Consider the following 20,230-nt stretch of genomic DNA (forward strand, 5'->3'; position numbering starts at 1 on the left):
AGGGGCAGCCAGTACGCCAGCGCACTGTATCAGGCGCTGCTGGCCCGCCACAGCTTGGTCGGCAGCATGAGCCGTAAGGGCAACTGCTGGGACAACGCGGTGATGGAGCGCTTCTTCCTGAGCCTCAAGACGGAGCGGGTCTGGCAGCGCGACTACGCCAACCACGCCGAGGCCATGATGGACATCGCCGACTACATCATAGGTTTCTACAACAGCGTGCGGCTGCACTCCAAACTGGGCAACTTGCCACCCAATGCCTTCGAGCAGCAATCGGCAATCAAACAACCTATCGTTGTGTCCGAAAAAACTTGACCAGCACAACGCGAAGACGGGGAGATTGAGCGCGAATTTGAAGCGGCTTACCCATCATTGGTGGCTGGCCTGTTCCAACTTATGGCCCAGACCCTAAAAGAATTGCCGAGCACCCAACTGCCCGCAAACGAGAACATCCGCATGGCCGGCTTCGCGCGTCTGGGTGTTGCTATGGAGCGCGCTATGGGCGAACCCGACGGCGAGTTCTTGCGCCAGTTCCACATCTCGCGCCAAGAAAGCATTGCCCGCACCCTTGATTCCAGTCCAGCAGCCGCAGCGCTTATGGATTGGTTTGAAGCCCGCAACAAGCGCAGTGCAGAAATGTCGGTCAAGGCGTTGATGCTGGAGGTCGAAGGCTTCAAGCCGCACGGTGCCGAGGCATGGCCCAAGACCCCCAAAGGCTTCGGTGATGCACTGCGCCGCGCCGCCCCGTCGCTACGTTATGTGGGGGTCGAAGTGAAGTCTTTGGGCAAGGTCGGTGGGGCCGTAAAGTGGGGAGTGCGCGATTGCAGTGGCGGGGGATATTTATCCAAACCATGTCCTGCAAGTCCTGCAAGTCCTGCTAAACACCCCAAAACCCCTGTTTTTGCTGAAAATTTAAGCAAAAATCAGGACATCAGGACTTGCAGGACATTAATTCAAAACTATCCCCCGCGCACTGCCGACACGGGTAATGAGATGGTTGAGGTGGACTTCTGATGCCCGCCCCCCTTTACCCTCTGGGCCATAAACTGGAGAGTGCTCCTACTTTGACCGCGCCGCAGACCCTGAACATGGCGCGAGATTTAGGCGTGGCGCTGGCGCTGGACGGCACCGAGTTGCGTGCAGTCGGTGGCCGCAATGCCATCACCGAGCTGGCCCCTCACATCCGCGCCTGCAAGGCTGAGCTGGTGCGCTTGCTGACCATGCAAGCCGCCAACGACCGCACCATTCCAGCACCCGGCCAGCACCATGCGGACACCGTGCCAGCACCCGAGCCGGAACCTGAGCCGACCGACTGGCGCGCACTGGATGCTGCATACCTTGCACACCACATCAACTGCCCCACCTGCATAGCTGCAGGGCGAGGTATTCGCTACGGCCTGCGCTGTGGCGTGGGTGCCGCGCTGTGGACGGCCTACGACAACGCCGCGCGCAACACGCCACCGCCGTGGCACAAGCCACCACGCTGACCACCAGCACGCCCACACCACCCAGCCCGGCCACTGCGCCGGGTTTCTTTTTGCTGGCGCTGAATGGCACGCACGCGCCGGATGCAATGGCGGTATCCAAGGCGCAAGTATCCAAGCTGGTATCCATCGAAAGCTGGCATTTAACAGGCCGTGGTTGACAGCATGGTTGACAGCAGAACCGACGTTTTCATGTGGGCGTAACAGCGGGCGTAACAGCAAAAGCAGTGTTTCCAAGCTGGGTGTAACCAACGCTGTAACCATCGAATCGGGCACTTTGTGATGGTTACCAAGGGCGCGGTTACCAGACTGGTTACCAATGAAACCGCCATTCACCAACGGTAAACATGCCCTGGTAAACAACGCGGTAAACACGCAATCACGCGGTACGCACGAGCCGGTACGCAGACTGGTGCGCACGGAAACCGCATAAATCGGCGCGTACTTTTCGGGGTCACCCATAGGCGAAACCACACGCATCGCCCGCGTGCGTGAGAGGTGCCATGGCAGTCGGCAACCTGAGAAAACCTGAGGTTGCCAGCCGAGCGAACAGACCGCCCTGTTAGCAATTGTTATGGTTCAAGGTGCAGTGCGACCTGTCTAAACCTGTCCTTTCTGCTGGCGCTGGTCAGCCACTGCATCGACATTCCGAACAGTACGCCCGCGCGAGGCCGGCGACCACCCGCAGCAAATGTGTGGCCGTCACACAATTGGCCCCACGTTCCTGAAAATTTCGGAGCGTAAGCGCCAATCGCTTGTGCCCTATCACCTATGCGCCGCAGTGCAACCCCCGGTTGCAAGCTGGCCGATGTTTGCTGGTCAGTGGCCATCACCGCCCAATTACGGGATTCCCCCGCATTTGATTGGAGCCGCTGATGGTTAGCGCCGCAGTGGTTAGCGCCCGCAGGCATATTTGCGCAGCGCTGACTGCCAGATTCCCAAAATCGTCTTACATCCGCCCTTACATCCTGAGCCAAAGAAAAAGCGCGCTACCTAATTGATAGCGCGCTTTCCTTGCTGGTATTGGTAGGGCGTGAGTGACTTGAACACTCGACCAAAGGATTATGAGTCCTCTGCTCTAACCAACTGAGCTAACGCCCCCTGTTTCTGCTGCCTTCTTGGGCAGTTCGGGAAGCTGGCTATTGTAGGGGCTTACTTGTGGTAGCTGAGCGCATTGGAAATCAGCTTGGAGGTGATGTCCACAATCTGGATCATCCGGTCGTAAGGCATACGTATCGGGCCAATCACGCCCAGCGTGCCAACCACTTGGCCATCGACCTCGTAAGGGGCGCTGACCACCGACAACTCTTCAAACGGCGCTACTTGGCTTTCGCCGCCAATATAGATCCGTACCCCTTCTGCTACGCTGGAGACATCCAGTAAACGCAAAATTTGCGTTTTTTGCTCAAACATATCAAAGGCGCGGCGCAAGTTGCCCATGTCTTTAGAGAAATCACTCACCGCCAGCAAATTGCGCTCGCCCGAGATGACTACTTCATCTTGCGCCTGACTCAGCGCCTCCGAGCTGATATTCACCGCCGCCTGCATAAGTGCAGCAATTTCGCCGCGTAGCATCTCCACTTCTGTTTTCAGCCGCTCACGCACCTGCTCCATGGCCATACCAGCGTAGTGCTGGTTCAAAAAATTGGCTACTTCAACCAGCTGGCTCTGGGTAAAGTCCGTCTCAGAAAATATCACTCGGTTTTGCACGTCACCCTCGGGCGACACAATGATCACCAGAAAACGCCGCTCTGACAGACGCAAAAATTCGATATGGCGAAACACCGAATTGCGCCGCGGCGCCATCACCACCCCGACAAACTGCGACAGGTTGGACAACAAATGTGCTGCACTGGCAATGACTTTTTGGGGTTGCTCAGCAACCAATGACGGTAGCGCCAATTGCTCATGGTGCACGGTCAGCATCGTGTCTACAAACAATCGGTAGCCCTTGGCTGTTGGGATTCGGCCTGCAGAAGTGTGTGGACTGGCAATCAGTCCCAACTCCTCCAGATCAGCCATGACATTGCGGATGGTTGCAGAGGAAAGATCCAGACCTGATGCCCGCGAAAGCGTGCGCGATCCTACGGGCTGACCATCTTCGATATAGCGTTCAACTAACGCTTTGAGCAACAACTTGGCGCGGTCATCCAACATGCCATGATTTTAATGATGTAATTTGATGATGAAGCCCCATTTCCGCCATGTTGCTCTGATCGGTAAATACCAAGTTCCTGCCAGCGGCGCTCCCGTCCCAGGAGCGCAAAAGGTGCTGGAAGGGATCGCCCAGTTTCTGGTGGATCAAGGGTGCACGGTAGCCGTGGAAGCACAGACCGCCGCGAATACCCAGCTCAGCCAGTATGCAGCGCTGGAGACAGACGAAATTGGGAAGCAATGTGATCTTGGTTTGGTCGTGGGAGGTGATGGCACGATGCTGAGTATTGGCCGCCAGGTGGCGTCTTACGGCACACCGTTGATTGGTATCAACCAGGGGCGTCTTGGATTCGTCACGGATATTCCACTGGATGGCTACCAAGATACGCTCGCTCCCATGCTACGGGGAGAATACGAAGAAGACCATCGCCCCCTCATGTATGCGCGCGTAATTCGCGACAACGTATGTGTATATGACGCCTTTGCAATGAATGACGTCGTAGTCAACCGGGGCTCGGCTTCCGGCATGGTCGAACTGCGTGTCGAAGTGGGCGGTCATTTTGTTGCTAACCAAAGAGCGGATGGATTGATTATTGCGTCACCTACCGGATCCACTGCCTACGCCCTGTCCGCCGGGGGACCCATGCTGCATCCCTCCATTCCCGGCTGGGTTTTGGTGCCGATTGCGCCGCACACCCTGTCCAATCGCCCGATCGTCTTGGCCGATGTCACAGAAATTGCTATTGAAATCGTGAGTGGGCGCGGCGCTAGCGCGAGTTTTGACATGCAGTCGCTCGCATCCCTCTTGCATGGAGACCGCATTCTTGTCACCCGATCAGAATACTGCGTCCGCTTTTTGCATCCAAGAGGATGGAGCTACTTTGACACGCTGCGGAAAAAATTACGCTGGAACGAAGGAGGTTCCTGAGAATGGCCCTCAAGCGCATCACTCTGCGCGATTTCGTGATTGTTCAAGCGCTCGATCTTGATCTGAGCACGGGCTTTACCGCTTTAACGGGTGAAACAGGTGCTGGCAAATCGATTCTGATAGATGCACTGCAGTTGACGCTCGGCGCCAGAGCAGACCCAGGCGTAGTTCGAGAAGGCGCACAACGCACTGACGTCAGCGCCGAATTTGATTGTCCTGCAACGCTGCATCCCTGGTTGGATAAAGCCGGATTTGAAACCGATGACAGTCTGCTGCTGCGGCGAACGGTCGACAGCCAAAGCAAAAGCCGTGCCTGGATCAATGGCAGCCCAGCCACGGCGTCTCAATTGCGTTTTGCTGGCGGACAGCTCATCGATATTCACGGCCAGCATGCCTGGCAGAAACTCACGCAATCTGAAGCGGCGCGCAACTTGCTGGATGCATACGCTGGCGCCAGCGACCAAGAGGTCGTAGCCAATTGGAGTCACTGGCGTTCTGCACAAAAAACATTGGAACATGCACGAACAGCACAGGAATCGCTGCAGCGTGAACGTGAACGCCTGCAGTGGCAAATTGCAGAAGTCGGAAAACTGGCACCCGTCGAGCAGGAATGGGAAGAGCTCAATACCCAGCACACACGCCTGGCCCATGCGCAATCTCTGCTCGAGGCAGCGCAAAGCGCCATTACCGAACTCGATGATGACGAAGCAAGTGCCAGCAGGCACCTGTCTCGTGCCCACCACTTGCTGACTGAGCTGGAGCATCTCGAACCTGAATTCGTGAACCTGACGGACATCCTCGCTTCCAGCATGGCACAAGCCCATGAAGCAGCACGCGCATTGCAGCTGTATCTGCGCCGCACCGAACTCGATCCACACCGGCTTGGCGAACTGGATGCCAGACTGTCACTGTGGCTCAGTCTTGCACGGCGCTATAGACGCGATCCAGTGGAGCTCCCATCTCTTTTCAATGCATGGAAGAGCGAACTGCGGCAACTGGATGCAGCCGCAGATCTGGCCTCTCTGGAGGAGGCTGAAAGTGTTTGCGCCAAGGCCTACCTGGATACGGCGCGCCAGTTGTCCTTAGCCCGCAACAAAGCAGCGCCCCGACTATCACGGGCCATCAGCAAAGCCATGCAAGAATTGGGCATGGTAGGCGGTCATTTTGATGTGCTCATAGAAAGAGCCACTGAACCCAGTAGCCACGGCGTCGATGAAATTTTGTTTCGGGTTGCTAGTCATGCGGGCACGACACTGCGACCCATCGCCAAAGTGGCCTCTGGTGGCGAACTCTCGCGCATTTCTCTGGCCATCGCAGTAGCCACCAGCTCACTGGGGACTGCCGACACTTTGATCTTTGACGAAGTCGATTCAGGCGTTGGCGGGGCAGTGGCAGAAACCGTAGGGCGTCTGATGCAGCAATTGGGGCATGACCGGCAGGTCTTGGCAGTCACCCATTTACCCCAGGTAGCCTCTCGCGCAGATCACCATTTGGTAGTCTCCAAATCCCAAGTGATGACGGGTGCATCCAGTACGGTCACGCTCGTGCAGCACGAGCAAAGAGTGGCTGAAGTGGCCCGCATGTTGGGTGGTGAACGCATCTCGGCCACCACTTTGGCCCATGCACGGGAAATGCTGGAGTCGGCAAATTCAATCACTTGAGGAGCAAGCCATGGCGCTGGAAATTGTCCTGATCACGGGGATGTCGGGCTCAGGAAAATCGGTTGCTTTACGAGCCCTTGAAGACGCTGGTTATTACTGCGTAGACAACCTTCCACCTGAACTCTTATCTCTGTTTGTCACCCTGGAGCCTAAAAACCATGGCAATAAGGTCGCTATCGCCATGGACGTACGCAGCGCAACGTCTCTGCCCCAACTGCCGCAGTCGCTTGAGCGTCTGCGCAATCAAGGCGTAGTCATTCATTGCATTTTTCTGGATGCTACGACGGATACGTTAATACGCCGTTTCTCTGAAACACGGCGACGCCACCCCTTATCTAACGATGCACTCAAGGAAGGTTCTAGGGCACTCATGCAGGCCATTGAACTGGAACGCGAGTTATTGGCTGATCTGAGAGAACAATCGCATGTGATTGACACCAGCACCATCCGATCTTCGCAATTGCAAGGCTATGTAAAGACTTTCATTTCCCCAACACCGGGACAGCTCAGTCTAGTATTTCAATCTTTTGCCTTCAAACGCGGGATTCCAGTGGATGCCGACTATGTTTTTGATGTGCGCATGCTGCCCAACCCCCATTACGAGCCTGAACTACGCGAACTAACAGGGCTGGATGAACCCGTCGCCAACTATCTGCGCCAACAACCGGAAGTGGCTTTGATGCGCAGCCATATTCAACAATTCCTAGAACATTGGCTCGATTTTTTGGCTCAGAACCACCGCAGCTACGTCACGGTTGCGATTGGCTGCACAGGAGGCCAGCACCGTTCCGTATACTTGGTAGAGCGGTTGGCAGAAACTTTCGGGCACCGCTGGACCACATTGCGGCGTCATCGGGAACTAGATGCCAAGTGAAAACGCACAAGAGAAGCTGGCGTATTTTTTACGCCGATCAAACAGTCTCCAGCAATTTTCGTATCGGCGCCGGCAAACCTAAAGAACGCCATTGTTCACTACTGAACCAAGCTTCTTCATGATCCGGCAAAGCATTCACATCCAGCTCCACCATGACCGGATGCAAATGAAGATCTCGGTGAGTCAATACATGCAAAAAAGATGGCAATTCCAGAATGCGCATCGCGCCTGCCAAAGCGCTCTGTGTGACCAATTCCCCACGGCTTGCATACATCGGCAGTGAATGCAGACCAGGCCAGATACCAGTCGATGGTCGCCGATTCAGACAAACACGTCCCGTCGTATCGCGCAGTAGCAGCAGCCACCATGACTCGGATTTACGAATCAACTTGCGCGTCTTGACGGGATATTTTTCAGGTGTACCTTCTTGCTGTGCCACGCATTGCGACTGCAAAGGACACTGCGTGCAAAGGGGCTTGCGCACAAGGCAGACCATGGCCCCCAAATCCATCAAGCCTTGGGTGTATCGCGGCATGGATTGCGCAAGATGGCTACTGGGCAGCAACTCTGTCGCACGCTCCCAGAGCGCGCGCTCGTTGGCTGCCAAGGCTAGGTCAGCGTCAAACCCAAGAATCCGTGTCAACACCCGGCGCACATTGGCATCCAAGATAGGCGCGCGTTCACCAAAACAAAAAGCGGCGATCGCGCCCGCAGTGGAACGGCCAATACCAGGAAGACTTTGCAAAATCGCCGCCGTCGCCGGGAATGCTCCGCCATGCAGCGCCATCACTTGTCTGGCACAACGGTGCAAATTGCGTGCGCGACTGTAATACCCCAATCCGCTCCAAAGCGCCAACACCTCATCTTCAGAGGCTTCAGCTAAGGCCGCTACGTCAGGAAAGCGTACCAAAAAACGCGGGTAGTATTCAAGCACCGTGCTCACCTGGGTTTGCTGCAGCATGACCTCCGACAACCACACCCGGTAAGGATCGCGAGTTTGTTGCCAAGGAAGATGGCTGCGACCGTGTTTTTCTTGCCAGCGCACCACGTGGGCAGAAAATATGCTTGTTTCGCTCATCAGGCACCCTGCAGGAGAGTTAATGTTTCAGTCTGCGATATCTGGGGCAAGGCCATCAATTGCGCCGTCAACGTATGCAGGCGCTTATCCAGCTGCGTCAGTGCCTTTTCACTGCCTTCTATCTCTGTAATACGCTCAATCAAACCGCCTGCCGCTTGCTGAATACGATCTACCGCCTCAATGCGGCGCACAAAACTTCTTTTGCGCTCACCCAATTGGGCATCCAGTTGCGCCGTGGCTGATTTGCTCCACAGATCCAGATCATTCGTTGCAGACTCCAACACAGCACGCAGCCGCATCGACAGCGCGCGTGTCAGTCGAGAGGCAAACTCAGGTTGTGCGAGCTTAAGTACATTTTCAACACTCAAATATTGCGATTGACTTTGCTCAATCCGTACTAAGTCCAGTGCGAAATTACCCAACTGCGGAACAGCAGGCACCTGCAACGAAAAACCAAATTCAGCATTCAATTGGCGAAAAGTACCTTCCAACATCGCCTGGATCTCTGTCGCTGACAGCTGTGCAGCATTCAATGCGGTTCTGATTCTTTCAAACACCACTGCATACTGTTTACGAATACCCAGTTTCAATCCTTTTTGCTGCGACGATTCCGCCAACTCGGCCATATGGACTTTTAAGGCAGTGGCACCCAACGCATGAAATACATCCCGTAGCAGCTTCAAATGCACCCCTCGCAGCGCATGAATCTTGGCTGAACTCATCTCAAATTCACGCTGCTCTTGCTCAATGCGATGGCGCATGGAGTCAATCACAGAAGCATTCTTGCCCCGCAAGCTGCACAGTTCCAGCATCTGATCGTCCAGATCGCGGCGTCGAATATTGATCACGCGACCAGTTTCAGCACGCAAAGCGGCTACACCGTCGGTAATAGCGGCGCGCAAAATAGCTTGGCGACGCCCCATGATATTTTTAGCCAACACATCCTCTAACAGAGGCAAGCCACTGGCGCGAAGCAGTGCTTCATCGGCAGTAATTTTGGCAACCAACCCTTTTTGCGCCGATACAGGCACCACTTGGTCTGGATGTACCCGCAGCATTGCTCCCGACGTGCGGCATTGGCGCTCAAGCTGGTCCTGCACCTGCCCAGGCGAGCTCAGCGTATCCCATAAGGTATCAATCTTGTTAAGCACAATCAGCCGGGCTTCATTGCCTGCGTCACTAGAAATCAGGTGTTCACGCCAAATCGTCAAATCTGATCGCGTTACCCCTGTATCCGCCCCCAAAATGAAAACCACTGCATGCGCCTGCGGTATCAGGCTGACCGTCAATTCTGGCTCTGCGCCCACCGCGTTCAACCCAGGGGTATCCAGAATCACCAAGCCTTGCTTGAGCAAGGGATGCGGCATATTGATGAGCGCATGGCGCCACATCGGCACCTCCACCCGTCCCTGTACATCGACCACCGGATTCTGATCTGGCAGTTCATCGTGCCAAAACCCCAGGCTTCGTGCCTCCTCTACACTGACATGGCGCACCTGCGCAACTTTTTCTATTGACTTTGCAACCTGCTCAGCATCGCCAATATCCAGGGGAATGTCGATCCAGCGATCTCGTTTCAAGCGCCACTCCGCCAATCCTTGCGATTGCAGGCGCGTTTCAATGGGCAGCAAGCGCAGGCTCGGAGGTAATGCCGCGTCATACCCGAGTTCAGTAGGGCACATGGTGGTGCGTCCGGCACTCGCAGGCATGATGCGGCGACCATAATCGGCAAAAAAAATAGCGTTGATCAATTCGGATTTGCCGCGTGAAAACTCGGCCACAAATGCCACCATCATCTTGTCGGTGCGCACTTGATTTTCCAAGCGTAATAAGCGTTCCTGCATCGCCGCATCCATCAGGTCATGCGACGACATCCAATCGGCCAACCGCTTCAATTGCTGAGCAAATTCACGTCGCCAAATTCCATGATGCCCGAATTGCTCGTTGAATGATGCTCCCACGTGACTCCCAGAATTCAATCAATCGCCGGCAGACCGACGGTGTAAAGATAATGACGCCATCGCCAAAGGGGCATCATTCCTGTTGGCAGGACGGACAAAAGAAACTGCTGCGTTGACCCTGCCGCACCATCTGCACCAAGCTGGCGCAAGTATGACAGGGCAGTCCTTCGCGGGCATATACATGAGCGCCGGTTTGGAAATGCCCCGCGCTGCCATCTGCACTCGAAAAATTGCGCAAAGTGCTGCCGCCCTTCTCTACGGCCAGGCTCAATACCTGCACGATAGCGGTATGCAAACGCTGCACTCGCTTGGGACCCAGGCTTTGCGCCACGGTCGTAGGCCGAATACCCGATAAAAACAAGGCTTCTGAAGCGTAAATGTTGCCCACACCAACCACCAAGCGCCCGGCCAAAAGCACTTGCTTGATGGGTGCGCGACTGGCCTTGAGCCCGGCCGTGAAAGCAGCGAGTGTGAACGCATCGTCAAGTGGTTCCATGCCCCAATGCCCCAACAGCTTGTGCGCCGGTTCGTCTTGCTCGTGCTCGGCATACACCACCGCACCAAAACGCCGCGGATCATGCAAGCGCAAACTGCCTTGCGACGTCTGCAGCTCAAAATGATCGTGCATACCGCGCTGCGCCAGCGTGCTGGCAAAAACTAGGCTCCCGGACATGCCCAGGTGCATCAACAGCATTCCTTGGTCCAAGTCCAGCAGCAAATATTTACCCCGCCGACGCACACCCAGCACCTGCCGCCCCACCAAACTCTCTGGTGCACAGCCCAGGGGCCAGCGCAAGGGCTTGCCTACCCAGACAGACGCAATACGGGCACCGGAAATGGCCGCGGCAAAGCTGCGACGCGTGACTTCGACCTCTGGTAATTCAGGCATAAAAACTCACTTTAAAACAAGCGCTTAAGCATGGATTATTATGATCCGATGCCTCACACCTATCGTCTTTTGACGGCTGCACTGGCCGCCGCTTTGCTGACTGCTTCGGCCGCAGCAGGAGCACGGCCCCTTGCAGCACCCCACAAAATGCCCCGCGCCAGCGCGGCCCAGGAAGAATCACGCACCGCCGCCCTGGATGCTGAAATTTTTTATGAGATCTTACTGGGAGAGATAACCACACGCTCGGGCGATCCGGGCTCAGGCTATGCACTCATGCTGGAGGCTGCTCGCAGCAGCAATGATGAAAACATCTACAAGCGCGCAGCAGATATTGCTTTGCAAGCGCGCTCGGGCGAAGCTGCCCTGGTCGCCGCCAATGCCTGGAAAGAAGCGTGGCCCCAATCGCGCGAAGCCAATCGCTATGTGCTGCAACTGCTGATTGCACTCAACCGCATTGCCGATACCACCGAGCCACTCAAGCAAGAACTGACCCAGAGTGCACCGCACTCCAAAACCACTGCATTGCTGGCGCTGCCACAACTGTATCGCCGCGCCAGCGACAAGACCCTGGCAGCAGCCGTGGTCGAGCAAGCCTTAGCCAGCGACCTGAATGACCCCGACGCCGGAGCTGCTGCCTGGACGGCTGTCGGGCGTATGCGCCTGCTGGCCAGCAACAAAAAAGGGGCTCTAGAGGCCGCAGAACGCGCACAAAAATTTGATCCGCTGAATGAAGGCTCTGCCTTGTTGGCACTGGAGCTTCTGGATCAAGGAGAAGTCCAAGCTGCCTCTATGGCGCACCAATACTTTAATGGCAAACCCACGCCCGCGCTGCGCGTTATCTACGCTCGTGTGCTGGTGGATTTGCAGCGGCCTGCCGAATCACTTGAGCAACTGCAAGCAGCCACGCGCGAAAAACCCGATTTTGCCGAGGCTTGGCTGATGCAGGCGGCACTACAGTTGCAAGACAACCAACTGGCACTCGCCGAAGCGGCACTGGAGCAATTTATCGCCCTGGTACAGGCCGCGCCTGCGGGGCAAACCAGCCCTCTGGGAATGACACAAGCCTATTTGCTGTATGCGCAAATCGCAGAAAAACGGGGTAAATTTGAAGCTGCGGAAGGTTGGCTTAACCGCATTGACAACGTTCCAGACATCTTCAATGCCCAAGTGCGCCGTGCCGCCCTCTGGGCACGCCAAGGAAAACTGACACAGGCGCGTGCGCTGCTGCAGACCCTGCAAGCAAGCTCTCCAGAAGAGGAGCGCCTGAAGTGGACGGCCGAAGTTCAGTTTCTGCGCGAAGCCGGTCAATACAACGAAGCACTGGCTGTGCAGGCGCAAGCCGTAGCGCAGTTTCCAGACGACAACGATCTGCTCTACGACCAAGCCATGCTGGCCGACAAGGCGGGCCAACCCCAGACCATGGAGCATTTGCTGCGCCAATTGATAGCGCGCCAGCCCGACTATCATCATGCCTACAACGCGCTGGGCTATTCTTTTGCTGAGCGCGGCATACGCCTGCAGGAAGCCAAGCAACTGATTGAAAAAGCACTGACCTACGCGCCCGAAGACCCCTTCATTACCGATAGTCTCGCCTGGGTTGAATTTCGAATGGGCCATAGCGTCCAAGCCTTGCAGTTACTGGAGTCAGCATTCAAAAAACGCCCTGACGCCGACATTGCCGCCCATCTGGGAGAAGTTCTCTGGAGCATGGGCCAGCAAGACCGTGCGAAAACGCTCTGGAAAGAAGCGCAAAAACTTCAACCAGAGAATGAAACCTTACGTGAAACCCTCAAACGCCTGAACGTCACCCTGTGATGCGTCCACTCTTTCACGCCGTTCCCGCATCGCCATCCGTACACCTCTTTGTACAGTGGCTGGCGATCGCGCTCTTTCTGGTTTTATCAACACTACTGACAGGATGCGCGTCGCCACCCACCACCGCGCCAAAAACACGGGCAGAGCAAACCTCCTGGAGCGGGCGTCTCGCCCTGCAGGTCGAAGAGCAGGCCGGACAGGCAAGTCAATCTTTTACAGCCGCGTTTGAGCTGCAAGGCAATGCCACACAGGGCGAATTGACCTTGCTAAACCCATTGGGTAACGTGCTGGCGCGCATTGACTGGACCCCCCAGTACGCTCGCCTGCAATCGGGTGGCACAACACAGGAGTCGGTATCGCTCGATGTCCTGCTCGAACAAATCACAGGCACTCCCCTGCCCGTGCTGGCGCTGTTTGACTGGCTGCGCGGCGTGCAAACCACAGCTTCCGGTTGGCAAGCCCACCTGGGAGATATCGATCGGGGTCGGCTGGAGGCGAAACGCTACACGCCCACACCACGCGCCATCTTGCGTGTGACTTTTGAGCCATAAGAAGGTAAAAACTTAAAACGTGAAAGCCCTTTACGACGTTCCCGCACCCGCCAAGCTCAATTTGTTTCTACACATCACCGGGCGTCGGCCGGATGGCTATCACCTGCTGCAATCGGTTTTCATGCTGATTGACTGGTGCGACACACTGCATTTCGAGCGCCGCCCGCATGCGCAGATCAGCCGCGAAGATTTGGGTTCGGCCTTGCCGGCGGACGATTTGACGCTGCGTGCTGCCCGCGCGCTACAAGCCGCCACCGGCTGTACACAAGGCGCTCACCTGAGTGTGTTCAAGCGCATTCCGGCGCAAGCCGGCATGGGAGGAGGGTCGTCGGATGCCGCCTCCACCTTGCTCGCACTCAATCGGCTGTGGGGATTGAAGCTGGATTTGCCCGACCTCAGCCGTATCGGTTTGGCACTGGGCGCAGACGTGCCGTTTTTTTTATGCGGCCGGAACGCTTGGGCCGAAGGAATTGGTGAGAGAATCACGCCTCTTGAGAATGCAAGCCAGCTTCCGAAAGCGCGCTTTGTGGTAGTCAAACCCACAGCAGGACTGGATACGAAAAATATTTTTTCATCTCCTTCCTTAAAACGCAATTCTGACAGTGCTACAATCTTAGGCTTTACTGCAACACACTACGATTTTGGTCGTAACGACTTGCAGAGGGTAGCTCAGACACTGTGCCCCGACGTCACGCAAGCGCTGCAATGGCTTGCATCACACGGGTTGCATGGAAGAATGACCGGCTCTGGAAGTGCAGTGTTTGCAAAAATACCACAGGCTATTGATTTTCTTGACGCTCCACGCGAATGGCAAATCAAAGTATGTGAAAATCTAATGATTCACCCTCTGGCAGGCTGGGTCTAAGATAAAAGTTTTAGGTTGATTGTTTCGCAATCAACCTGTGTAGGGGAGTCGCCAAGTTGGTTAAGGCACTGGATTTTGATTCCAGCATGCGAAGGTTCGAGTCCTTCTTCCCCTGCCAAATTTTCTCGCGTACAAGCATTCATTTCAAATCGCTAAGACGCTCATGCAAGCCAATCATTCCGACTTCATGCTGTTCACCGGCAATGCCAATCCTGGCATGGCTGTTGAAATAGCACACCATCTGGGCATTTCGCTGGGCGCTGCCCATGTCGGGCGCTTTTCCGACGGTGAAGTCACCGTGGAAATCAACCAGAATGTTCGCGCTCGCGACGTTTTTGTGGTCCAGTCCACTTGCGCGCCGACCAACGAAAACTTGATGGAACTGCTGATCATGGTCGATGCGCTCAAGCGCGCTTCGGCTGAACGCATCAGCGCCGTCATCCCCTACTTTGGTTATGCCCGGCAAGACCGCCGTCCACGCTCTACCCGTGTGCCGATCACCGCCAAAGTGGTCGCTAACATGCTGCAAGCTGTCGGCGTCGCCCGCGTGCTGACCATGGACTTGCACGCCGACCAGATCCAGGGTTTCTTCGATATCCCGGTGGACAACATCTACGCCTCGCCGGTGCTGCTGGGTGATTTGCTGCAAAAAAACTACGATGACCTGATTGTGGTGTCGCCCGACGTCGGTGGTGTGGTGCGCGCACGCGCCCTCGCCAAACAGCTCAACTGCGATCTGGCCATCATTGACAAGCGCCGCCCCAAGGCCAATGTGTCTGAAGTGATGCACGTCATCGGTGAAATCGAAGGTCGCAACTGCGTGATCATGGATGACATGATCGACACTGCTGGCACGCTGGTCAAAGCAGCCGAGGTGCTCAAAGCACGTGGCGCCAAAAAAGTTTACGCCTACTGCACGCACCCGATTTTCTCTGGCCCGGCCATCGAGCGCCTGGAAGGTTCCTCGCTCGACGAAATCGTGGTCACCAACACCATCCCCCTGAGCGCCAGCGCACAAAGCTGCAGCAAGATTCGCCAACTGTCGGTGGCACCGCTGATCGCCGAGACGATCCAGCGCATTGCCCGGGGCGATTCGGTGATGAGTTTGTTCTCCGACCAGGACAACCTGTTTTAAGCTTACTAAAAGCTCATTAAGGTTTCCGGTCTGAGATAAAAGTCGGGCCTCCTTCGCGGAGGCCCTTTTACGTAACGAAGGTGACACTGGTCGCGGTGCCCTTTTTCTGGAGAATTTTATGAACTTCGTCGCTTTTGAGCGCGCTATGCAAGGTACGGGTGCGAGCCGCCGTCTGCGTAATTCGGGCCGCACGCCTGCCATCGTTTACGGTGGCTCGGCTGAGATCCAAACGGTTGAACTCGACCACAACACCCTGTGGCACGCCCTGAAGAAGGAAGCCTTCCACTCCAGCGTACTGGAAATGGAAATGAACGGCCAGACCAGCCAAGTGGTGCTGCGCAACGTGCAATACCACCCCTTCAAGCAGCTGGTGCTGCACGTGGACTTCCAGCGCGTGGACGACAAGACCAAGCTGCACCTGAAAGTGCCCGTGCACTACACCGGCGCTGACGAGTCCGTGGCGGTCAAGACCGACAACTGCACGATTACCACCATCGTCAACGAACTCAACGTGACCTGCATGCCATCCGAGCTGCCAGAGTTCATCACGGTGGATCTGAGCGGCCTGAAGAAGGGTTCTTCCGTGCACCTGAAGGACGTGAAGTTCCCGCGTGGCGTCACCCCTGTCGTGCGCGGCAGCAACAAAAACCCAGCGCTGATCTCCGTCATCGCACCGCTGGTCATCGTCGAAGCTGTGGCTGAAGTCGCTCCGGCTGCCAAGGGCAAGAAGAAGAAGTAATTCTTTCTAGCTGTGGTGGATCGCCGTGTGCGGTCTGCCCTGCTGGACAACGGCCCACCGCTTGCGCGCGTGTGCCGTTTTTTTTGCTGCTACGGATAATCACGTACATGATCAAACTGTTTGTCGGCCTGGGCAACCCCGGCCCGGAATATGAAGCTACCCGCCACAACGCCGGTTTTTGGTGGCTAGATGCGCTGGCGCGCGAGCTGAAAGTCACGCTGCAGCCCGAACGCGGCTATTGGGGCCTGGCAGCGCGTGCCACGGTGCAAGGCCAAGCGCTGTGGCTGCTGCAACCGCAAACCTTCATGAACCTGTCGGGCAAGTCGGTGTCGGCACTGGCACGCTTCTTCAAAATCGCCCCAGAAGAAATTCTGGTCATCCACGACGAGCTGGACATTGTCCCCGGCCAAGCCAAGCTCAAGCGCGGCGGCGGCCATGCCGGCCACAACGGCCTGCGCGACATCCACGCGCAACTGGGCTCATCCGATTACTGGCGCCTGCGCATTGGCATTGGCCACCCCGGCGACCGCGCCGATGTGGCCAACTGGGTGCTGAAGAAACCCGCGCCCGAGCAGCGCACGCTGATTGAAGACAGCATTGCCCACTCGATCAAAGCGTGGCCAGCGCTGCAAGCCGGCGACATGGACAAGGCGACGCTGCAAATCCACACCACTAAGCCACCGCGCCCGAAACCACCGCGTCCAGCGCCAGCGCCAACACCGCCTACAGACGCTGCCAACACGGACAGCGCCGTTTAATTACTATTTATTTAATAGCTACCAGCGCAATTATCTAAAGGGCTAGAGGCTGTTTTGATGCTTATTTAGCCTTGCTGGGATGCGGCAAACCGGCCTGCGCCTGCAGACGGTGAAATTTCTCCCACAAGGTCTCACGGCTCTCGACGTGATCGGGATTGACCGGAATGCACGACACCGGGCAAACCTCCATACACTGCGGCGCATCGAAGTGGCCGACACACTCGGTGCATTTCGCCGGGTCGATTTCATAGATGCTCTGGCCCAAGTAAATTGCCTGGTTCGGGCACTCGGGCTCGCAGACATCGCAGTTGATGCATTCGTCGGTGATCAGCAAGGCCATAACAAACTCTCCAAGGGGTCGCGCGCTTGCGCTTAGGCCGGCATTATCGGCGCCTGTCCACCCGCCAGCGCTGGGGCATCAGCCCACCCAGACAGCGGTGGGGCGATTTGCCGCTATGCTCTGCGCCCTCTCGCACCCGCCATTTTTGCTCTTGCCGTATGGGTTCTTTTCTCCTTCGACGCTTTGCCACCTTGCTGGTCACGCTGCTGTGTGCGTCTGCCGTGGTGTTTGTCGTGCTGGACGTGTTGCCCGGCAACGCCGCCCAAGTGCTGCTGGGGCCAGACGCTGCGCCCGAGGCGATCGCTGAATTGGCCATGCAACTGGGGCTGGACCAACCGGCTTGGCAGCGCTATGGCCAGTGGCTAGCCGGCCTGCTGCGCGGTAACTGGGGTAACAGCTACGCCTACGACTCGCCAGTGTGGGAGCTGATCAGCGAGCGCTTGCTGCTGACCGTGCCACTGGCGCTGATGGCGATGGCGCTGACCACGGTCTTGGCGCTGTCGGCGGGCCTGTATGCCGCCGCACGGCACCGCCGGGCGGGCGATGTGGGCGTGATGGTGCTGGCGCAAATTGGTATTGCCATTCCCAATTTTTGGTTCGCCATCTTGCTGATTCTGCTGTTTTCGGTGCAGCTGCAATGGTTTGCGGCGGGTGGCTTTCCGGGCTGGAGCGCGGACGAAGGGGGCGGCGTGGGGCTAGCGCTCAAAGCCTTGGTGCTACCCGCGCTGTCACTGGCGGTAGTGCAGGCGGCAATTTTGGCGCGTATCACCCGCTCCGCCGTGCTCGACGTGCTGCGCGAGGACTTCGTCCGCACCGCCCGCGCCAAAGGCTTGTCGCAGCGCGCCGCGCTGTGGCGCCATGTGCTGCGCAATGCGCTGATTCCGGTGGTCACGGTGATGGGCTTGCAGTTTGCCAACCTGCTGGCCGGCACCATCGTGGTCGAAAACGTGTTTTATCTGCCCGGGCTGGGGCGGCTGATTTTCCAGTCGATTGCCAACCGCGACCTGATCGTGGTGCGCAACTGCGTGATGCTGCTGGCGGCGATGGTGGTGGCGGTTAACTTTATCGTCGATATGCTATGCGCCGTGATCGACCCGCGTATCCAAGCGGGCGAGCGATGAAGAAAAAATTAGGCCATCCCAGCCTCCTCGTCGGCGCGCTGCTGGTGCTGCTGTTATTCGGCGCGGCCGGCTTGTCGTTTGTTTGGACGCCGTGGTCGCCCTACGAAATGGACTTGGCGCACAAGCTGCAAGCGCCGGGCGCACAGCACTGGCTGGGCACCGACGCCTTTGGCCGCGACGTCGCTTCGCTGCTGCTGGTCGGGGCGCGCAATACGATTTTGGTCGGCGTGCTTGCGGTCGGCATTGGTTTGAGCATCGGCACGGCGCTGGGCCTGCTGGCGGCAGCGCGGCGCGGTTGGGTCGAAGAACTGGTGATGCGCCTAGCCGACTTTACCTTTGCCTTTCCGGCGATTTTGTCGGCGATCTTGCTGACGGCGGCATTTGGCGCCGGCATTGTCAACGCCATCATTGCCATCGGCATTTTCAATATCCCGACATTTGCGCGGGTGGCGCGCGCCTCGGCCAATGCGGTGTGGGGGCGCGAATTTATCCTCGCGGCGCGGGCTTGTGGCAAAGGGCGCTGGCGCATCACGCTCGATCATGTGCTGCCCAACATCGCTTCGGTGCTGATCGTGCAGGCGACGATTCAATTTGCGCTGGCGATATTGGCCGAAGCTGCGCTGTCTTACCTTGGCCTCGGCACGCAGCCGCCGCAACCGTCATGGGGACGGATGTTGGCTGAAGCGCAAACATTAATGTTTCAAGCGCCGCTGCTGGCGGTGTGGCCGGGCGTGGCGATGGCGCTGGCCGTGCTCGGCCTGAACCTGCTGGGCGACGGGCTGCGCGACCTGCTCGACCCGCGCTTGTCCCGCTCCCGCTGAACCGTTAAGCCGATGAAAACCATGCCCCTGCTCGAAGTCACTGACCTGCACGTCCACCTGCCGACCCGGCGCGGCTGGGCGGCGGTGCTGCGCGGCATCAGCTTTACGCTGGAGTGCGGCGACACGCTGGGGCTGATTGGCGAATCGGGTAGTGGCAAATCCATGGCCGCGTTGGCGCTGATGGGGCTGCTGCCCGACGGCGCACGCACCAGCGGCAGCCTCCGGCTGAACGGCCAAGAGCTGCTCGGCCTGCCGGACAAAGCGCTGTGCCAAATCCGCGGCCAGCGTATCGCCATGGTGTTTCAGGAGCCGATGACGGCGCTGAATCCGCTGCACCGCATTGGCCACCAAGTCGCCGAGCCGCTGCGCCTGCACCGCGGCTTGTCGGCGCGCGCCGCTAAACAAGAGGCATTGGCACTGCTCGATCGGGTCGGTATTGCCGATGCGGCGCGGCGCATCGATGCCTATCCGCACCAGTTCTCCGGCGGCCAGCGCCAGCGCATCACCATCGCCATGGCGCTGGCCTGTGGGCCCGAAGTGCTGATTGCCGACGAGCCAACCACGGCGCTGGACGTGACCTTGCAACAACAAATTCTCGACCTGCTGGCCGAGTTGGTCACAGAGCGCCAAATGGCGCTGCTGCTGATCTCGCACGACCTGGGCGTGATGGCGCGCCAAGTGCGCCGCCTGCTAGTGATGTACGGCGGCAGCGTGGTCGAGAGCGGGCCGACGGCGGAGATTTTTCAGACGCTGGCCCACCCCTACACGCGCGGACTGTGGGCGGCGCGGCCGCGCTGGGGCGTGTCCTACCCACCCGGCCCGCGCCCGCCACTGCCGACGATTGCCGGCAGCGTGCCCGATTTGCTGGATTTGCCCGCAGGCTGCCCGTTTGCCGGGCGCTGCGCCTTCACGGCGCAGGCTTGCTACACCACCGTGCCACCGCCAACGCTGCTGGCCGACGGCCATGTGGTGCGCTGCTTGCGTTTGGATGCTATCGCCGCAATCGATAAAAATAAAAAATAATAGCTACTAGCGCACGTATCTAAAGGGCTAGAGGCC

The 20,230-nt window shown here is 57.5% G+C and carries 21 protein-coding genes and 2 tRNA genes; 17 read left to right on the forward strand and 6 right to left on the reverse strand.

Annotation, left to right across the window (positions count from 1 at the left end; genetic code table 11):
* The 4 genes from Q390_RS0115155 to Q390_RS20000 form a co-directional block, all read left to right on the forward strand.
* Window positions 1–312: integrase core domain-containing protein (locus Q390_RS0115155; RefSeq protein ID WP_027996826.1), on the forward strand; the 312-nt coding region annotated here is incomplete at its 5' end.
* 81 nt (window positions 313–393) lie between these two features.
* On the forward strand, window positions 394–1,011 hold the full coding sequence (locus Q390_RS0115160; RefSeq protein WP_156949925.1) for a hypothetical protein: 618 nt from the start codon (window positions 394–396) through the stop codon (window positions 1,009–1,011).
* Entirely contained in the window at window positions 1,011–1,484 is a 474-nt protein-coding gene (locus tag Q390_RS0115165; RefSeq protein WP_156949926.1) for a hypothetical protein, read from the forward strand. Before Q390_RS0115160 ends, Q390_RS0115165 begins: the two co-directional genes overlap by 1 nt.
* Entirely contained in the window at window positions 1,463–1,642 is a 180-nt protein-coding gene (locus Q390_RS20000) for a hypothetical protein (RefSeq protein ID WP_156949927.1), read from the forward strand. Before Q390_RS0115165 ends, Q390_RS20000 begins: the two co-directional genes overlap by 22 nt.
* A gap of 863 nt (window positions 1,643–2,505) precedes the next feature.
* Here Q390_RS20000 and Q390_RS0115170 read toward each other — a convergent pair.
* Window positions 2,506–2,582 (reverse strand) — tRNA-Ile (locus tag Q390_RS0115170).
* A 51-nt stretch (window positions 2,583–2,633) separates the two neighbouring features.
* Entirely contained in the window at window positions 2,634–3,638 is a 1,005-nt protein-coding gene (gene hrcA, locus Q390_RS0115175) for a heat-inducible transcriptional repressor HrcA (protein WP_027996829.1), read from the reverse strand.
* Between the two features lie 28 nt (window positions 3,639–3,666).
* Between hrcA and Q390_RS0115180 the strand changes: the two genes are divergently transcribed.
* Genes Q390_RS0115180 through rapZ form a run of 3 tightly spaced genes read left to right on the forward strand, consistent with a single transcriptional unit; the run spans window position 3,667 to window position 7,098 of the window.
* Window positions 3,667–4,563, forward strand: coding sequence for an NAD kinase (locus Q390_RS0115180; protein ID WP_027996830.1), 897 nt, complete (start codon window positions 3,667–3,669; stop codon window positions 4,561–4,563).
* 2 nt (window positions 4,564–4,565) lie between these two features.
* Window positions 4,566–6,224 (forward strand): DNA repair protein RecN, encoded by a 1,659-nt coding sequence (gene recN / locus Q390_RS0115185; RefSeq protein WP_027996831.1) that lies wholly within the window; start codon window positions 4,566–4,568, stop codon window positions 6,222–6,224.
* A 10-nt stretch (window positions 6,225–6,234) separates the two neighbouring features.
* Window positions 6,235–7,098: an RNase adapter RapZ gene (gene rapZ / locus Q390_RS0115190; protein ID WP_027996832.1), complete on the forward strand. Its 864-nt coding sequence runs from the start codon at window positions 6,235–6,237 to the stop codon at window positions 7,096–7,098.
* A 37-nt stretch (window positions 7,099–7,135) separates the two neighbouring features.
* Here the strand turns inward: rapZ and mutY are convergent, their stop codons facing one another.
* From mutY to mutM, 3 genes are all read right to left on the reverse strand, one after another.
* Window positions 7,136–8,176 carry an A/G-specific adenine glycosylase gene (gene mutY, locus Q390_RS0115195; protein WP_027996833.1) on the reverse strand — a complete coding sequence of 347 codons (1,041 nt, stop codon included), beginning with the start codon at window positions 8,174–8,176 and terminating at the stop codon, window positions 7,136–7,138.
* The gene (locus tag Q390_RS0115200; protein ID WP_027996834.1) at window positions 8,176–10,137 is read right to left on the reverse strand and encodes a dynamin family protein; all 1,962 of its coding nucleotides are present in this window, start codon (window positions 10,135–10,137) and stop codon (window positions 8,176–8,178) included. The genes mutY and Q390_RS0115200 overlap by 1 nt, the downstream gene beginning before the upstream one ends.
* Before the next feature lie 73 nt (window positions 10,138–10,210).
* The gene (mutM, locus tag Q390_RS0115205) at window positions 10,211–11,026 is read right to left on the reverse strand and encodes a bifunctional DNA-formamidopyrimidine glycosylase/DNA-(apurinic or apyrimidinic site) lyase (protein ID WP_027996835.1); all 816 of its coding nucleotides are present in this window, start codon (window positions 11,024–11,026) and stop codon (window positions 10,211–10,213) included.
* A gap of 30 nt (window positions 11,027–11,056) precedes the next feature.
* Here mutM and Q390_RS0115210 point away from each other — a divergent pair, with 30 nt between their 5' ends.
* The 7 genes from Q390_RS0115210 (at window position 11,057) to pth (ending at window position 16,889) form a co-directional block, all read left to right on the forward strand.
* The gene (locus Q390_RS0115210; protein ID WP_027996836.1) at window positions 11,057–12,841 is read left to right on the forward strand and encodes a tetratricopeptide repeat protein; all 1,785 of its coding nucleotides are present in this window, start codon (window positions 11,057–11,059) and stop codon (window positions 12,839–12,841) included.
* Complete coding sequence (locus Q390_RS18695; RefSeq protein ID WP_051603282.1) at window positions 12,841–13,392, forward strand: lipoprotein insertase outer membrane protein LolB; 552 nt, start codon at window positions 12,841–12,843, stop codon at window positions 13,390–13,392. The genes Q390_RS0115210 and Q390_RS18695 overlap by 1 nt, the downstream gene beginning before the upstream one ends.
* Window positions 13,393–13,411: 19 nt before the next feature.
* The gene (gene ispE, locus Q390_RS0115220; RefSeq protein ID WP_027996837.1) at window positions 13,412–14,257 is read left to right on the forward strand and encodes a 4-(cytidine 5'-diphospho)-2-C-methyl-D-erythritol kinase; all 846 of its coding nucleotides are present in this window, start codon (window positions 13,412–13,414) and stop codon (window positions 14,255–14,257) included.
* A 41-nt stretch (window positions 14,258–14,298) separates the two neighbouring features.
* A tRNA-Gln gene (locus Q390_RS0115225) sits at window positions 14,299–14,375 on the forward strand.
* Window positions 14,376–14,420: 45 nt separating this feature from the next.
* A complete protein-coding gene (locus Q390_RS0115230; protein WP_027996838.1) occupies window positions 14,421–15,392 on the forward strand; it encodes a ribose-phosphate pyrophosphokinase in 972 nt (323 codons plus the stop codon).
* A 118-nt stretch (window positions 15,393–15,510) separates the two neighbouring features.
* Window positions 15,511–16,131, forward strand: coding sequence for a 50S ribosomal protein L25/general stress protein Ctc (locus tag Q390_RS0115235; RefSeq protein WP_027996839.1), 621 nt, complete (start codon window positions 15,511–15,513; stop codon window positions 16,129–16,131).
* A 107-nt stretch (window positions 16,132–16,238) separates the two neighbouring features.
* The gene (pth, locus tag Q390_RS18700) at window positions 16,239–16,889 is read left to right on the forward strand and encodes an aminoacyl-tRNA hydrolase (RefSeq protein ID WP_051603283.1); all 651 of its coding nucleotides are present in this window, start codon (window positions 16,239–16,241) and stop codon (window positions 16,887–16,889) included.
* A 61-nt stretch (window positions 16,890–16,950) separates the two neighbouring features.
* Here the strand turns inward: pth and Q390_RS0115245 are convergent, their stop codons facing one another.
* Window positions 16,951–17,229 carry a YfhL family 4Fe-4S dicluster ferredoxin gene (locus Q390_RS0115245; protein WP_027996840.1) on the reverse strand — a complete coding sequence of 93 codons (279 nt, stop codon included), beginning with the start codon at window positions 17,227–17,229 and terminating at the stop codon, window positions 16,951–16,953.
* 158 nt (window positions 17,230–17,387) lie between these two features.
* Between Q390_RS0115245 and Q390_RS0115250 the strand changes: the two genes are divergently transcribed.
* The 3 genes from Q390_RS0115250 to Q390_RS0115260 are packed head-to-tail and all read left to right on the forward strand — an operon-like array spanning window position 17,388 to window position 20,194.
* Window positions 17,388–18,350, forward strand: a complete 963-nt coding sequence (locus Q390_RS0115250) for an ABC transporter permease (RefSeq protein WP_027996841.1) — start codon at window positions 17,388–17,390, stop codon at window positions 18,348–18,350.
* Window positions 18,347–19,171, forward strand: coding sequence for an ABC transporter permease (locus tag Q390_RS0115255; protein ID WP_245606940.1), 825 nt, complete (start codon window positions 18,347–18,349; stop codon window positions 19,169–19,171). Before Q390_RS0115250 ends, Q390_RS0115255 begins: the two co-directional genes overlap by 4 nt.
* A 21-nt stretch (window positions 19,172–19,192) precedes the next feature.
* Window positions 19,193–20,194 (forward strand): ABC transporter ATP-binding protein, encoded by a 1,002-nt coding sequence (locus tag Q390_RS0115260; protein WP_027996843.1) that lies wholly within the window; start codon window positions 19,193–19,195, stop codon window positions 20,192–20,194.
* The last annotated feature ends 36 nt before the right edge of the window (window positions 20,195–20,230 follow it).

The sequence above is a fragment of the Simplicispira psychrophila DSM 11588 genome (assembly GCF_000688255.1).
GTDB classification, from domain to species: domain Bacteria; phylum Pseudomonadota; class Gammaproteobacteria; order Burkholderiales; family Burkholderiaceae_C; genus Simplicispira; species Simplicispira psychrophila.